This window comes from Hyphomicrobium sp. 1Nfss2.1, assembly GCF_965243865.1.
Classification (GTDB): domain Bacteria; phylum Pseudomonadota; class Alphaproteobacteria; order Rhizobiales; family Hyphomicrobiaceae; genus Hyphomicrobium_A.
Window position 1 is genome coordinate 573104 of the sequence record NZ_OZ251603.1, and the last position, 14913, is coordinate 588016.

12 protein-coding genes are annotated in these 14913 nt (G+C 61.6%); 8 read left to right on the plus strand and 4 right to left on the minus strand.

Going from position 1 to position 14913, the window contains the following annotated elements:
* Positions 1 to 5 precede the first annotated feature (5 nt).
* Entirely contained in the window at positions 6 to 1274 is a 1269-nt protein-coding gene (locus tag ACP15D_RS02865; protein ID WP_424956063.1) for a porin, read from the plus strand.
* Between the two features lie 39 nt (positions 1275 to 1313).
* Here the strand turns inward: ACP15D_RS02865 and ACP15D_RS02870 are convergent, their stop codons facing one another.
* The 3 genes from ACP15D_RS02870 to ACP15D_RS02880 all read right to left on the minus strand — a co-directional run bounded on the left by ACP15D_RS02870 (position 1314) and on the right by ACP15D_RS02880 (position 5155).
* Positions 1314 to 2330 (minus strand): XdhC family protein, encoded by a 1017-nt coding sequence (locus tag ACP15D_RS02870; protein WP_424956064.1) that lies wholly within the window; start codon positions 2328 to 2330, stop codon positions 1314 to 1316.
* Between the two features lie 21 nt (positions 2331 to 2351).
* The gene (locus ACP15D_RS02875; RefSeq protein WP_424956065.1) at positions 2352 to 4313 is read right to left on the minus strand and encodes a sigma-54-dependent Fis family transcriptional regulator; all 1962 of its coding nucleotides are present in this window, start codon (positions 4311 to 4313) and stop codon (positions 2352 to 2354) included.
* A 77-nt stretch (positions 4314 to 4390) separates the two neighbouring features.
* Entirely contained in the window at positions 4391 to 5155 is a 765-nt protein-coding gene (locus ACP15D_RS02880) for an FCD domain-containing protein (RefSeq protein ID WP_424956066.1), read from the minus strand.
* Between the two features lie 220 nt (positions 5156 to 5375).
* Here ACP15D_RS02880 and ACP15D_RS02885 point away from each other — a divergent pair, with 220 nt between their 5' ends.
* Genes ACP15D_RS02885 through ACP15D_RS02900 form a run of 4 tightly spaced genes read left to right on the plus strand, consistent with a single transcriptional unit; the run spans position 5376 to position 9901 of the window.
* A complete protein-coding gene (locus ACP15D_RS02885) occupies positions 5376 to 7016 on the plus strand; it encodes an L-lactate permease (protein ID WP_424959161.1) in 1641 nt (546 codons plus the stop codon).
* 27 nt (positions 7017 to 7043) lie between these two features.
* Positions 7044 to 7841 (plus strand): (Fe-S)-binding protein, encoded by a 798-nt coding sequence (locus ACP15D_RS02890; RefSeq protein ID WP_424956067.1) that lies wholly within the window; start codon positions 7044 to 7046, stop codon positions 7839 to 7841.
* A complete protein-coding gene (locus ACP15D_RS02895; protein ID WP_424956068.1) occupies positions 7841 to 9262 on the plus strand; it encodes a LutB/LldF family L-lactate oxidation iron-sulfur protein in 1422 nt (473 codons plus the stop codon). Before ACP15D_RS02890 ends, ACP15D_RS02895 begins: the two co-directional genes overlap by 1 nt.
* Positions 9263 to 9268: 6 nt before the next feature.
* Complete coding sequence (locus ACP15D_RS02900; protein WP_424956069.1) at positions 9269 to 9901, plus strand: LutC/YkgG family protein; 633 nt, start codon at positions 9269 to 9271, stop codon at positions 9899 to 9901.
* Between the two features lie 103 nt (positions 9902 to 10004).
* Here the strand turns inward: ACP15D_RS02900 and ACP15D_RS02905 are convergent, their stop codons facing one another.
* Positions 10005 to 11351 (minus strand): porin, encoded by a 1347-nt coding sequence (locus ACP15D_RS02905; protein WP_424956070.1) that lies wholly within the window; start codon positions 11349 to 11351, stop codon positions 10005 to 10007.
* A gap of 732 nt (positions 11352 to 12083) precedes the next feature.
* Here ACP15D_RS02905 and ACP15D_RS02910 point away from each other — a divergent pair.
* The 3 genes from ACP15D_RS02910 (at position 12084) to ACP15D_RS02920 (ending at position 14912) form a co-directional block, all read left to right on the plus strand.
* Positions 12084 to 12581, plus strand: a complete 498-nt coding sequence (locus ACP15D_RS02910) for a ubiquinol-cytochrome c reductase iron-sulfur subunit (protein ID WP_424956071.1) — start codon at positions 12084 to 12086, stop codon at positions 12579 to 12581.
* Between the two features lie 54 nt (positions 12582 to 12635).
* On the plus strand, positions 12636 to 14360 hold the full coding sequence (locus tag ACP15D_RS02915) for a PQQ-dependent dehydrogenase, methanol/ethanol family (protein WP_424956072.1): 1725 nt from the start codon (positions 12636 to 12638) through the stop codon (positions 14358 to 14360).
* Between the two features lie 99 nt (positions 14361 to 14459).
* Complete coding sequence (locus tag ACP15D_RS02920) at positions 14460 to 14912, plus strand: (2Fe-2S)-binding protein (protein ID WP_424956073.1); 453 nt, start codon at positions 14460 to 14462, stop codon at positions 14910 to 14912.
* Position 14913 lies beyond the last annotated feature (1 nt).

The window sequence follows — 14913 nt, forward strand, 5'->3', positions numbered from 1 at the left end:
GCGTCATGATCAAATTCGGATTGAGCCTTCGCGCAGTTGCCATGGCTGCCTGTCTCTCGTTCGCCGGACCGTCGTCCGCGGCCGATCTCGGAAGTGAATGCTGCAATGATCTGGAAGAGCGCATTGCCGATCTCGAGGCAACGACGGCGCGCAAAGGCAACCGCAAGGTATCGCTGACCATTACCGGCTACGTCACCAAGCAGATCATGTTCTGGAACGACGGCGTCGAACGCAACGCCTATATCTCCGACATCGGTCCGACGCAGGCGACCAACTTCCGCATCACCGGCGAGGCATCGATATCGCCCGGAGTGAACGCGGGCTACATGATCCGTATCCAGGATCTTACCGACAATCCTATGGGGTCCAGCCAAAACGTTCCGAGCACGAACCAGGGCCTCAACGTGCAGATGGCGAACTGGTATGTCGCCAGCAAGCAACTGGGCAAGCTCAGCTTGGGAAAGAATGCGCTCGCCGCCAAGAGCGCGGCCATGTTCACTGACCTTTCCGGCACGCAGGTTATCGCCAACTACGTCCTGTTCGATGGTGGGGCATTCTTTCTGCGCTCGAACGGTGCACTGACCAATTTGCGGTGGGGTGATTTCGGCTACTGCTACGCGCAACAGCGGCCGTGGGGCGGAGACTGCGACGGCATCGTCATGAACGGCGTGCGCTACGACAGCCCGACCTTCGCCGGGTTCTCGATGTCAGCAAGTTGGGGCGAGGACGACGACTGGGAGATCGCAGGGCGTTACGTCGGTCAGGTCAGCGGCTTCAAACTTGCGTTCGGGGTCGGCTACTCGGTCAACACCGACGAAAATACGCAACCCCCGCCCATTTCAACGAGCAAGGACTCGGCATACTTCCAAGCAGGCGGCTACGCGCAGCACCTCGCCAGCGGTGTGTTCGTTCATGCCGCCTACGGCTCGGAAGACAATAACGGCGAGCGCACGCTGGCTGGCTTCACCGAGCCCAACTCTCACCAATGGTACCTGAAGGGCGGCATTCGCCGGCAATGGTTGCCGATGGGCTCGAGCGTAATCTACGCCGAGTATGGCGCTTATATCGATCAACTATCGCCCACAGCCCTGGCAGCGGGCGCCACGTCGAGTGAGTTCGAGCGGTTCGGGTTTGGCTTCGTGCAGGAAATCGACGCTGCCTCGATGTCGCTTTGGATCAAATACCGCGAACATCACGCCGAAATAGACGGTGCCTCCATAGGGGACATCGACGACTTCCGTTACATCTCGACGGGTGCGCTGATCAATTTTTAGCTCTGCTGACGGCGTCCGACGTGATACGCGACGCAAGACCTAGCTGACGAGACGCCGCTCCTTCGCCGCGGCCAGCAACTCCGCCAAGATGCCGACAGCAAGCGTTGCCTTGCTCTTGGCTCCCTGTATGGCGCCGACGGGTGCGCGGATGCGGGCCGTGTCCGATTGACTCCAGCCGAGATCGAAGAGTGCGCGCAGCCTCGCCTTGTGCGCCGACCGGCTGCCGAGGGCGCCGATATAGAAACAATCGCGTTGCAGCAGCCGCGCCAGCAACGCCGGCTCGGCGTCATGCTCGTGGAAGACGAGCACCGCGGCAGACGCGGAATCGAGCCGCTCGACGGCACGCTCCGGCAGATCTGCCCCTGATATCGTCTCCATGCCCGCGGAGCGCACCTGGCTGCGGGTGCCCTCGTCAGGAGCCCACACGTCGGTCTCCAATCCAGTCGCCTGCGCCAGCGCCGCCAGCCCGGACAGCACCGGACCGCTGCCGAGAAGCAGAAGACGTGGCTGCGGGAGATAGACCCGTCTGAACCGACTGCCCTCACGCGCACATTCAGGCAACTCGTCGCCGCCCAGCATCGTAATCTTGCGCGAACCACCTTCAAGGTCCGCGTCCATGGCAAATCGCTGCCGCGCATTGAGATGGAGAACACTGGCCCCTAGCAACTCCGGGCTCAGCGTGCAATCGAACTGGAATTCCAGCCCGCTATCGCAGGGCAGTCGTACATCGATGTACCTGGACCCGCGTCCGTAGCGCACCAGCCGGTTTTCTCCGGAGCGGATGACGTCCTGCGCCTCCACGACGATCGCGCGCTCCAGACATCCGCCCGAAAGATAGCCGAAATGCCTGCCATCCTCCGCGACGACCATCTGCGCACCCAGAGGCCGTGGTGAGGTGCCATCGATGCCGACAAGTGTAACGAGAGCCGTGCGCGCACCATCGCAGCGCCATTTCCACATGATCGGCAGCACACTGTCCTGCGCCAACAGGCTTGCAGTGCGGTTCGGCGCCTGAACTTCGATGTTCACGCCTTCAACACCCCCGAAACTCATCATGCGACGCAACCCTTGCAGCCGCTAGGTCGGGCGGTTGATGTCGAGCTTCTTGATCCAGCGGTAAAGCGTCTGGCGACTGACGCTCAACTCGTTCGCTGCATCCGAGATGCACCAGCCGTTGCGCTCGAGGACGTCGGCAACATCAGGCGCGATCACTTCTTCCGCGCCTGCCTGGATTGCTGCGTCCGACGCATTGAGATCGAGCCAGGTCGGAAGCCGAGTATGCTCGATCTCGTCACGATCGGCGCACGCGAGTGCGTAGCGCACCGCGAGCCGAAGTTCGCGCATATTGCCCGGCCAGGGTTGCGCGACGAGAATCTCCAGTGCCTTTGCTGACAGCCCCGGTGGATTATCGAGCCCCATTTGCTCTGCCTCGATGGCGAGCGCCCCAAGAATGACATCAGCCTTGTCCGCCCGTGCACGCAACGGCGGAAGCTCTAGCCTTATGCCTGCGATCCGATAGTAGAGATCCTGGCGGAAGCGGCCTTCTGCGATGAGCTTCGGCAAATCCTGGTGGCTGGCGCAGATGACATTGAAATCGACCTTGGTCGGCTTCGTGGAGCCAAGTGGCACGACCTCGCTTTGCGCCAGCACCCGCAACAGACGCGTTTGCAACTGCAGCGGCATATCGCCGATTTCGTCGAGGAAGAGCGTGCCACCGTTAGCCTCCGCGATGCGGCCCTTGCGCCCGTCGCGGCGGGCACCGGTGAACGTGCCGGTCTCGTAGCCAAACAGCTCACTCTCGATAAGGCTCTCAGGGATTGACGAGCAGTCGATGGCAATGAACGGGCCACTCGCCCGGGCGCCCGCAAGATGGATGCCGCGCGCGAACTCCTCCTTGCCGGTGCCGGTCTCGCCGTGCAGGAGGATAGGAAGACGCTTGTCGACGAGCTGCCTGATCGTGCGCAGATGCTCCTGCATCACCGGATCACTGCCCGTCAGTGTCTCGAGACCGAGCCAATTGCCGTTTGCTGGCGCCGGTGTTCGCGCCGGTTGGGCGGGCGCAGAGGCCCTTGAGGTGCGCAGCGGCGATGTACGTCCAGCCGGCCCGATGAGACTCGTAAAGCACGGCCGATCGCTCCCTTTTACCCGGGCGATGCCAATGCGCTCTACGCGGTCGAGGTCCTTCTGCGGGCTGCCGTCCTGCCAATTGATATCGAGGAAACCGGAGAGCGGCTTTCCGATCAGCGACGTGCGCTCGGGGAGCCGATCACTCTTTGCGCCGCCGAGAATTTCAACCGGCGCGGCGTTGTCGTCGAGCGCAATCAGAGCGCCGTCGCCCTCCATCGCAGCATCAAGCCCCCACTCGATGCGCAGAATGTGCCGGTTCTGGTTTCGCTTGAGAAAGTAGTTGCGCTCAATCCGCCGCGTCGTCTCGAGCACGAGGTCGAGCACGAAAGACTGCATTTCCTCCGGAAGGTCCGCAACAGCGGACGCATCGAGTGCAGCAATGACGTTGCCGGCTGCGTCAAAAACGGGCGCGGCCGTGCAGGTCAGACCAAGATAGGTCGGAAAAAAGTGCTGTGAACGGTGGACGGTGACGCCACATCCCGAAGCGATCGACGTGCCAATGCCGTTCGTCCCCGCGTTCTCCTCGCCCCAGGCCGCGCCAGCGCAAACACCAACCCGGCGCAGCGCGCGATCGGCTGGCGTCGAACTCATAACATCGAGCGCAACACCATGAGCGTCGGACAGCATCAGCACGTAGTTTGCCGGCGCCAGACGCTTCATCAGCCGCACAATGTCGGGTTTCGCGACATGCGTCAGCATATCGAGCGCGTCGCTGGCAGTACGCAACTCAGGCTGCGTGAGGATAGCCGGTCCGCTATGGCGGTTCGGATCCAGTTTGTACTGCGTTACGCACCGTTTCCACGAAGAGACGACGAGGTTGTCCGCCTTTTCGGCGAGATCGCTTCCACGCGCGACCTCCTCGAGTATCTTCTTCGTGTGAACGTATTCGCGAGACCCTACTTGCTCGGGCATTCCATGTTGCATCCCATTCATCTCGTCCCTCCCGACGAGCCGCATTTAGTTTTTCTTGTTGTCGGCGGTGAGTTTTCTCATCTCGCCAAGTAGTCACTCCTGCCAACGCGCAAGAGCGATGCTTCGAGCCGCTTGCTGTCGCGGCGTATCTCTTCGACAGTCTCGAACGTGAACGCCACATGGTTCGCCGCGGCGGACTCCGCCGCCTTCGGCTTCCCAGCAAAGATCGCATCCGCGATCGCCAAGTGCTGAGCCAGAAGCTTCTCGCGTACACTCGGGCGTTGGTAGAGCTGCTGCCGGCTGTAGAAGATGTTGCTCCGCAACAACTCCACTAGCGCTCTCATAATATGCAGCAATACGGCATTATGAGCGGCTTCGTAGATGGAAAGGTGAAAATCGACGTCCGCCTGGGATTCCTGCGTCGAATCCTCGAGCTCGTGCGCCGCCTTTATCTGGTTAATTGCCGTGCGGATCGCATCGCGATCGACCTCGGATGCACGCACGGCAGCGTACCTCGCCGCCTGCGCATCCATTGACTGCCGGAACTCGAAATAGTCCGCTGTTGCCTGCGGATTGTCCTCAAGCAGCGACGCCAACGGCTTCAGTAGCGGCGACAGAAACTGCGCCACAAACGTTCCCCCGCGCGTCGTGCGCAGCAGCCCGCGCTCCGCGAGCATGTCGATCGCCTCACGCAGCGAAGGGCGCGAGACGTCGAGCTTTTCAGCCAGCTCGCGTTCCGGAGTAAGACGCTCGCCAGGCCTCAGAACGCCCTGCAAGATCAGCTTCTCGAGATGGTCGGCGATCGCCTCGGCGATCTTCTGCGGGCGAATTCGTTCAGTCATTTCGCAATCCGTATTGACCTTTGGACAGGTAGCCGACACCAATTGTCGCAATGGTGTATGCGGTGACCCAGGGCTGTCAATAGAAACAAACTATTGCGCCATAGATAATTCGTGGTCTAGTCATCTTACCAACAGAACGGGCAGGTGCTTCTGTACTGAGCCCGTCGCATTACGGGGTGGAAATGTCGTGTGGTCTCAAACATATGATCCCTTCGGGGACATGCTTCTCTCGGCCGTCGCTGCGGCCGTGCCTGTGGTCGTCCTGCTCGGCTCGATCGCCATATTCGAGATAAAGGCGCACATCGCGGCGCTGCTCGGACTTGCCGCGGCGCTGCTCGTCGCCATTGTCGGCTTTGGTATGCCGGCGGATATGGCGGGGCGGGCTGCAGCCTATGGCGCAGCCTTCGGCCTCCTGCCGATTGGCTGGATCATCCTCAATGTGATCTTCCTCTACCAGCTCACCAATGAGCGCGGAGAGTTCACGCTGCTGCAGCAGAGCATTCGCAACATCAGCGACGACCGGCGGTTACAGCTTCTCTTCATCGCGTTTTCGCTCGGCGCTTTCTTCGAGGGCGCTGCAGGCTTCGGCACGCCGGTCGCGGTTACAGCTGCAATGCTGATCGGACTGGGGTTCTCACCCCTCTCCGCATCGGGGCTATCGCTCATCGCCAATACCGCGCCGGTTGCCTTCGGAGCACTCGGATCTCCAGTCATCGCGCTGGCGGCTGTGACGGGGCTCGATCTGCATGAGCTCAGCGGAATGATCGGTCGCCAGCTTCCCCTCTTCTCGCTGATCGTGCCCTTCTGGCTCATCTGGGCCTTTGCGGGCTTTCGGCGCATGATTGAGGTTTGGCCGCCCGTGCTCGTCGCGGGCCTTTCTTTTGCCATTCCCCAGTATCTCGTATCGAATTTCCACGGGCCTTGGCTGGTCGACATCATTGCCGCGATCTGCTCGATGATCTGCCTAGCGTTGTTCCTGCGGGTCTGGCAGCCCAAGAACGCCATGACCAGTGCGGATGGCGCGACAGCGACGGAAACCACGCCACTTGCCGGTGCAGCCAGCGTAGGCGCAGCCGCCGTTGCAGCGCCTGAACCATCGCGCGCAGCCGTGCTTCGCGCATGGATGCCCTGGCTCCTGCTCAGCGTATTCGTGTTCACGTGGGGAACACCGCAGGGCAAGGCGTATCTCGACAGTATCTGGATCTACAAATACCCCGTCGCGGGCCTGCACGAACTCGTGCAGAAGGTGCCTCCCGTGGTGCCAACACCCCACGCCGAAGCTGCGATCTACACGTTCAATGCGCTCTCGGCGACAGGAACAGGCATTCTACTCGCAGGCATACTCTCCGGTTTCCTGCTAGGCTACGGCCCCATAAGCATCGTCCGGATCTACCTGCGCAGCCTCTATCAAGTGCGCTATTCGCTACTGACAATCGCCGGAATGTTGGCGATCGGCTTCGTGACGCGATACGCCGGGACCGACGCGACGCTCGGTCTGGCACTCGCCAACACCGGCTGGTTCTATCCATTCTTCGGCACGCTGATCGGCTGGCTAGGCGTTGCCCTCACCGGCTCTGACACCGCATCGAACGTTCTCTTCGGTGGCTTGCAGAAGGTCAGCGCCGAACAGCTCGGCATCAACTCGACGCTCATGGCGGCCGCCAACAGTTCCGGCGGTGTGATGGGCAAGATGATTGATGCCCAGAGCATCGTCGTCGCGTCCACGGCCACCCGCTGGTACGGCCATGAAGGCACGATTTTGCGCTTCGTATTCTTCCACAGCGTGGCGTTGGCCATGCTCGTCGGGTTGCTGGTGATGGGGCAAGCCTACTACTGGCCGTTCAACCTGCTCGTCCACTGATTGCCAAGTAAGAGGTCGACGAATTTCATGTCTCAGCCAGAACCCACCTCCGGTCTATCGACGTCTCCACCGCGGGTGGCGCTGTTTGTTACGTGTCTCGTCGACCTCTTCCGCCCTAGCGTGGGCTTTGCTGCGATTAAGCTCCTTGAGGATGCGGGCTGCATTGTCGAGGTGCCCTCACAGCAGGTCTGCTGCGGGCAACCTGCCTACAACAGCGGCGATACCGAAGCTGCGCGACGCATCGCCAAGCAGGTTATCAAAACGTTCTCCGAATTCGACTATATCGTCGGCCCCTCTGGCTCTTGCATGTCGATGATCCGCAAAGACTACCCCGAGATGCTCAAGGACGACCCGGCATGGAGCGCGCGCGCTGCCTCACTCAGTGAACGCAGCTACGAGCTCATGTCCTTCCTCAGCGACATCCTTCACGTCCGCGTAGAGGGCATTTCGTACGCAGGCACGGTTGCCTATCACGATAGCTGTTCGGGCCTTCGTACGCTCGGCATCAAAGCTCAGCCGCGGCAGCTGCTTTCCGATGTTGCCGGTCTCGAGCTGCGCGAGTTGCAGGACGCGGAAACCTGCTGCGGCTTTGGCGGAACATTCTGCGTCAAGTATCCGGATATTTCCGTGAAGATGGTCTCCGACAAAGTCGGCAACATCGACATGAGCGGCGCCGACACCGTCATCGGCGGAGACCTCGGGTGCCTCCTGAACATTGCTGGCAGGCTGAAGCGCCTCGGCAAGACGACGCGCGTGTTCCACGCCGCTGAGGTGCTTGCAGGGATGGCCAAGGGCCCGGGCATCGGCGAAGCGGAGAAGACCTGATGAGCGCCCAACCGCAGGGCTTCCAACAGCGCGCTGCGCAAGCCCTTTCCGATGAGAACCTCCAGCGCTCGATCGGAAGCCTCAAGGGCGGCTTCGTCGCTGCACGCGCGCGCGCCGTCTCGGCTCTGCCCGAGTTCGAAGCAATGCGCGAAGCAGGCCGCGCGATCAAGGACCACACGCTCGACAACCTCGACTATTACCTCACGCGCTATGAGGCTGAGGTCGTCCGCCGCGGCGGCCACGTCCACTGGGCGTCGGATGCGCAGGATGCCTGCCGGATCATCCGGGATATCTGCGCGCGCGTTGGCGCCAAGACCGTCACCAAGGGCAAGTCCATGGTCTCTGAGGAGATCGGGCTAAACGATGCTCTGGAAGCCGACGGCCTGGAAGTAATCGAGACGGACGCCGGCGAATACATCGTGCAGCTTGCAAAGGAAGCGCCGAGCCATATCGTCATGCCGACGATCCACAAGACGACGAGCCAGATCGCCTCGCTCTTCCACGAGCATCATCGGAAGTACGGCTTTGAGGATCGCGTTGAGGACCCCGCCGAGCTGATCGGCCAGGTGCGGTCGGTCCTGCGCGGCAAGTTCTTCGCCGCTGACGTCGGCATCACCGGGGCCAATTTTCTCGTCGCCGAGACCGGCTCCAACGTCATCGTCACAAACGAAGGCAACGGCGATCTGACATCGACGCTGGCGCGCGTTCATATCGTAACCGCCGGCATTGAAAAAGTTGTACCGACGCTGAACGACACTTCGGTGCTGTTGCGCCTCCTCGCACGCAGCGCGCTCGGCATGGACGTGACGAGCTACGTCACCTACTCCACGGGTCCGCGGCGCGAGGGCGATCTGGATGGGCCCGAGGAATACCACGTCGTTCTCGTCGACAACGGCCGCACGAAGATGCTCGAGGGGGCCTACCGGCCGATGCTCCGCTGCATCCGCTGCGGCGCCTGCATGAACCATTGCCCGGTGTATCTCTCAGTCGGCGGCCATGCTTATGGCTGGGTTTATCCAGGCCCTATGGGCGCCGTGCTGACCCCCATGATCGCAGGGCATGAGAAGGCGCAGGAGCTGCCGCACGCGTGCACGCTGAATGGACGCTGTCAGCAGGTCTGCCCGGTCAAGATTCCTCTGCCGGACATGCTGCGTCATCTCCGCCACGATCAGTGGGAAGAAGGTTTTATCCGCGGCAAGGCACGCTGGGGCATTGATGCATGGGCCTGGCTGGCGACGCACCCCAAACTCTACCACGCCGTGACGCGCGCGCTCGTCGGCATCGGCGGGCTGTTGGGCCGCTCGAGCGGGCGCTTTCGTCGCCTCCCTCTCGCTTCCGGATGGACCGCGGGACGTGATATGCCAGCACCCCAAGGCACGACATTCCATGCCGCCTGGGCAAAATCAAAAAAGCAAGGGTAGCAGTCTTTGGGACGTGAGAAGATCCTGCAGCGCATCCGATCGGCGCTCGGTGAAGGCCATGCATCGGAAGACGATCACGCTGTGCTCGATGCGCGGATGGACGAGCGACCCACCGGACCCAAGGTTGGTCTCGGCGCTGATCGCATGTCGCAGTTTCTTTCCAAGGTCGTCACGAACAACTTCACTGTCGAGCGCCTTGCTTCGCAGCAGTTGCTCGTCTCGGCTGTGCGCGCCCTCATGCCAGACGACGAAACACCTGACATCAGCGTCGCCAAGGCCATTCAGAACCTCGGCTGGCCTGCGGACTGGAAGATCAACTTCGGCCCCGGACGCCACGTCGAGCGCCTGTGTGTGACGCAGGCACTGGCCGGCATAGCCGAAACCGGTAGCGTGGTCGTGGCTTCAGCGCCCGATAACCCCACGACCCTCAATTTTCTTCCCGATATGCACGTGATCGTGCTGCGCGCCGAAGATGTCGTCGATCATCCCGAAGATGTCTGGGCCCGCATGGCCGTCGAAAACTGGCCGCGCGCTGTGAACGTCATCTCCGGGCCTTCGCGCACCGCCGACGTCGGCGGCATCATCGTGCGGCCCGCCCATGGCCCCAAGAGCGTGCATCTCATTGTCATAGATGCCTGACCGGGCGCATTTCGCTCCGGCTGCCCATCACCTTCACAGATAAAAAAAGGGGGCGACCGAAGTCGCCCCCGAGGCTGCGCGAGGAGTTCGGAGGTTCCAGCGCTTAGAAGAAGATGATTGCGCCGACGATGCCCATGTTGAAGCTTTCGAACTTCTGCTTTCCAGCAACGCCGCCGTCCACGTAGGTCGCTTCGAGCTGGTGCATACGCCACTTCGCCCAGAGCTGCATCGAAGCCGCATCGATATCCTGCACGAGGCCGACGCCAATGCGCGTGGCATCCGTCCCCGTCAAGGTGACGTCCGTGTCAGCGGCACTGCTGCAAGCATCGCTGATGCTGCCGCCGACGCCGAAGAAGTCTGCGCACAGGCTGGAGCTGCCGGCCGGATACGAGGCATGCATATCGCGGTTCTGTCCGTACTCGCCATAGATGTGCGTGTTGCCGAGCGGGACCCACTTTTGCGTCAGACCTGCCTTGATGTAGTAATGATAGTCGTCCTGCGTTCCTGGCAGCGACGCGCCTTCCTCACCATAGAGCGCGTGCACCCAAAGTCCGGACGGATTGTGTTTGATGAAGCCACCGATCTGCGCGTAGGTGGCGTCACCGAAGGCCGGATCGGAAGCCGACGTATAAGCGCCGCTGAGCGCCAGCTGGAAGTCCTGCCACTCACCCTTCCAACGGGCGGACAGGTCCCAGAAATCATCCTCGCCCCAGGACGCTGAGAGCACGAGCCCACCGAAAGTTGGCGTATCGTAGCGGATCGCGTTGCGACGATCGCCAGCGCAGTCGCCGCCAATACCGAGCTGCGTCGACTGGCAGAAGAATGCAAGATCCCACCAGGTGGCGGTCGAAAGGCCCGCAGCGCCAGAAAGACCGCCCTTCGGCCGCAAGCGGAAGGAGGCACCATCGAAGGTCACGGTGTTTGCGGCAATCAGCGTGCCCGAAAGGTCGGAATCGAGCGCCGCATTGTCCGAGGCATGTGACTGCTTGCCGACGGTCACGCGGCCGAGCCTGTCACTCTGCAGGTACCAGTTGGAGTGGATGAGGTCGATGCCAGTGCCGGCATTCGAGGTATTCTGATCGACCAGCAATGCATCAGTCGCATCGAGCGAAACCGTCAGCTGATAGCCTGCCTTCCAACCCGGGCTGATGATCGCCTCACCGGCGAATGTGAACCGCGTAGCAAGGTCAGGTGCCTGGCCGTTGACGTACACGTTGCTCTCGTTGCCATCGTCCCAGTACATGACCTGCTGGCTGACGAAGCCCGAGATCGAGAACGAGACCTTTCGGTTGCCCTTTCGCACGGTCGTCGCCTCTAGTTCCGCTATCCTCTCCTCCAGATCAGAGCAGCAATCGCCACCGAGATCTGCGGCCGAGGCCTTACCGCCTTGGATCGCGCCTGCTGCCATCATCACGACGGCGCAGCACAGCGCACGACTTCCCCCACGCATTACGCTTACTCCTACAAATACTGTCACGACTTGACGGGTCGCGTACTCATTTGCGCACCCGAACGCATGACGCGGGCACGCTTACGAAGAACGAGTAAGGCAAGGCGTATGCCAACTATTGCGGTGAGATCGCACCACGGGGCGCGCTACGCGCATCATCCAGCCTTGATGGTGTGAGTTGGCCGAGAGAAACCCACGTCTTTCCGCAATCGGCGCACACAGGTGACAATCACCGGAGGCTCGCGCGACCCAACTTCTCTCTTCTATCTGTTGCGCCGGAGTAACGCGCAGCTCGCCTTCCGCTCAGATGCGAGTGCGCGTGACGGCCCCGGTGCTGTGACAGATCAGCGCCCCGCGTGTAACGCTCCCCTGTCCGCGGACACGCGTGCGCTGCAACCATCAGGTGTGAGCTGCACAGCATCTCACGTCGATAGGCCCGAGAATCCGGTGCGAACGCGCCTGATTGGGCATCGAACATCCCAACTCGCCCGGTTGGCACGGTTTGTGCCTTTAACTACTCGTGAAGGGTCGGGTTGCGGCGGTGAGCCCACCGGATTTCCACGTCAGGCACGTAAGAACAAAGCACGTAAGAACAAAGGTTGGGGAGTGAGGATGCCGAAGGAGACCACGACCGGTACCAGTGCCGGCCGAGAGGGGGAATGCGCTTGCCAAGTCGGGCGTCGCGCGATTGTGAAGGGGCTCGCGCTTGCCGGGTGTGCGGCAGCCACGGACATGCTTTCTGGATCGTCGGCGTTCGCTCAGTCCAAACGCTCACGCCCTGAACCGGGCGATCACCTCGTCTACATGACAGGCGACAACGAGGGGAAGGTTGTGGCCCCCGCCGACGTCAAGCTCGGCGAGCCCCCCGTTCTCGTCTATCCGATGGATCCTAAGACGCAGACTGTCATTCAGTCGCGCGCCAGTCTCCTTCTGCTTGTTCGGCTGAAGGAAGACGAGATCGGACCATCAACAAAGCCGCACTCGGCCGATGGGATCGTCGCCTACTCGGCGGTCTGCACACACAACGGCTGCCCGATCACGAGCATCCACGAAAACCAGCGCATGATCGTCTGCAACTGCCACGGCTCGACATTCGATGTCGGCAACGACGGTGCCGTCGCACACGGACCGGCCACGCGCAAACTAGCCATGCTGCCAGTCGCCATCACCGATGACGCACTGGTGGTTGCAGGGAAGCTGGACGGCCCGATCGGACCGCCAGCCGCGTGAGCGGCAGAAAACTGCCGCACACCAAATCAATCGACAAAAAATTGGGAGGACACAATGACACTACGACTACCCGTCGCTGCGATCGCATTGACGATCGCATCGGCGCTCAACGCGGCCGACTACAAGCCGGTCACCGATGCGCGCCTTGCCAATCCGGAACCTGAGAACTGGCTCCTTGCCAAGGGCAACTATGAGGGCTGGAGCTACTCGCCGCTCGACCAGATCAACACTTCGAACGTCGCAAAGTTGAAGCCGGTCTGGTCCGCCGCCACTGGCGTCGCTTCGGGTCACGAGGCACCCGCCATCGTCAACGGCGATTACATGTTCGTCGCCACACCGCGCAACCAGGTCCTGGCGTTCGATGCCAAGACCGGCCGCTCCTTGTGGAAGTACCAGCGCGAACTGCCTGAGGGCTTCGGCGCGCTGCACATGACGAACCGCGGCGTCGCGCTTTGGGGCGATAAGGTCTACGTCGCCGGCATCGATTGCGTTCTGACGGCTCTCGATGCGAAGACCGGAACGAAAGTCTGGGAGTCTCCCGTTTGCGACTGGGAGAAGGAAAGCGCCTACATCACTTCCGCTCCGCTTGCCGTGAAGGGCAAGATCATCGTCGGTCCGTCTGGCGGCGAATTCGGCGTGCGCGGCTTCGTCAAGGCATTCGATGCCGAGACGGGCAAGCTCGCCTGGACTCGCTACTCGGTTCCGGCTCCCGGTGAACCCGGTTCTGAAACCTGGCCGCAGGAAGGTCGCTGGAAAGACGCCTGGAAGAACGGCGGCGGCACCATGTGGATGCCCGGAAACTACGACGCGAAGAATGAAGTCATCTACTGGGGCGTGGGCAACGGCGCACCGTGGCTCGGCGATCAGCGTCCCGGCGACAACCTCTATCTCGCCTCGGTCGTTTCACTCAATCCGGACAACGGCGATATCATCAGCCACTTCCAGTATCACTGGAATGACTCCTGGGACTGGGCCGGCATGAATGCGCCGACGCTCGTCGAGTTCAATCGTGACGGCAAGAAGGTGCCGGGCCTCATCAGCGCCCAGCGCAATGGCCGCCTCTATTGGCTCGATCGCGATGCCAAGGGCAAGATCAGCTATGACAAGTCCGAAGGCTATGTGAAGAACAACGTCTTCAAGACCATTGATCCGAAGACGGGCCGTCCCACCTATAATGAGGACGCAAAGCCTGGCACCGACAAGACGGCAACCTACTGCCCGAGCCTTTGGGGCGGCAAGGACTGGCCGTATGAGGCGTACAATCCCAAGACCGGAATGCTGTACGTGCCCTTCAACGACAATCACTGCATGACGCTGACCGGCATGATCCAGCCCGTTCTGCCGGGTCAGTGGTCGGCAGGCGTCGACATCAAGAAACTTGACCTCAAGGTCGACGACAACTTCCCCTTCATTGGCGGCGTCCAGGCATGGAGCGTCGATGGCGGCAAGGAAGTCTGGCGCCAGACCTATAAGCACTCGTGGAACTTCGGTTCGATCCTGACGACGGCCGGTGGGTTGGTCTTCGTGGGCGGCACTAACGACCGCATGTTCCGCGCCTACGACGGCAAGAACGGCAAGCTGCTGTGGGAGTTCCCCACTCCGTCGGGCATTATCTCTCCGCCCAGCAGCTTCTCGATCGACGGCAAGCAGTACATCGCCGTTGTCTCTGGCTGGGGCGTGGATGCACAGTGGATCCAGGGCAAGATGCACGATCAGGTCGGCTGGGAGAAGTCGGTTCCTGAAGGCGGATCGATCTGGGTGTTCGCACTCGGCGAGTGATCTTTGAAACGGCCCCGACCCGCGCATCTTGAGCAGCGCGGGTCGGGGATTTGAGCAGGCAGCAGCGGGCGACTTCTCGGGAGCGAAGGGAGGACAGCAATGCTCACCATCAGCGTGAACGGCAAAGAAATAAAATTCGACGGCGACCCCAACACGCCACTGCTTTGGTTCGTGCGCGACGAGCTTGGGCTTACGGGCACGAAATATGGCTGCGGAGTAGGACTCTGCGGCGCATGCACCGTGCATCTCGACGGCACGGCGGTTCGCGGCTGTCAGACGGCGGTCAGCGAAGCAGCCGGCAAGAAGGTGACGACGATCGAAGGGTTGAGCGCCGACGGTAATCACCCCGTGCAGCAGGCATGGCGTGACCTGAACGTTCCCCAGTGTGGATTCTGCCAAGCTGGCCAGATGATGCAGGCAGCTTCTCTGCTCGCCAAGAACCGCGCCCCGACGGATGCAGAAATCGTCGATGAGATGACCGGAAACATATGCAGGTGCGGGTGCTATGAGCGCATTCACGCTGCCGTGCGCGTTGCGGCGGGGGGCGTCTGAT

Excerpts from the sequence above, each read along its gene's own strand:
- ACP15D_RS02865 (WP_424956063.1), top strand. The coding sequence starts at position 6 with ATGATCAAATTCGGATTGAGCCTTCGCGCAGTTGCCATGGCTGCCTGT.
- ACP15D_RS02870 (WP_424956064.1), bottom strand. The coding sequence starts at position 2,330 with ATGATGAGTTTCGGGGGTGTTGAAGGCGTGAACATCGAAGTTCAGGCG.
- ACP15D_RS02875 (WP_424956065.1), bottom strand. The coding sequence starts at position 4,313 with ATGCCCGAGCAAGTAGGGTCTCGCGAATACGTTCACACGAAGAAGATA.
- ACP15D_RS02880 (WP_424956066.1), bottom strand. The coding sequence starts at position 5,155 with ATGACTGAACGAATTCGCCCGCAGAAGATCGCCGAGGCGATCGCCGAC.
- ACP15D_RS02885 (WP_424959161.1), top strand. The coding sequence starts at position 5,376 with ATGCTTCTCTCGGCCGTCGCTGCGGCCGTGCCTGTGGTCGTCCTGCTC.
- ACP15D_RS02890 (WP_424956067.1), top strand. The coding sequence starts at position 7,044 with ATGTCTCAGCCAGAACCCACCTCCGGTCTATCGACGTCTCCACCGCGG.
- ACP15D_RS02895 (WP_424956068.1), top strand. The coding sequence starts at position 7,841 with ATGAGCGCCCAACCGCAGGGCTTCCAACAGCGCGCTGCGCAAGCCCTT.
- ACP15D_RS02905 (WP_424956070.1), bottom strand. The coding sequence starts at position 11,351 with ATGCGTGGGGGAAGTCGTGCGCTGTGCTGCGCCGTCGTGATGATGGCA.
- ACP15D_RS02910 (WP_424956071.1), top strand. The coding sequence starts at position 12,084 with ATGCTTTCTGGATCGTCGGCGTTCGCTCAGTCCAAACGCTCACGCCCT.
- ACP15D_RS02915 (WP_424956072.1), top strand. The coding sequence starts at position 12,636 with ATGACACTACGACTACCCGTCGCTGCGATCGCATTGACGATCGCATCG.
- ACP15D_RS02920 (WP_424956073.1), top strand. The coding sequence starts at position 14,460 with ATGCTCACCATCAGCGTGAACGGCAAAGAAATAAAATTCGACGGCGAC.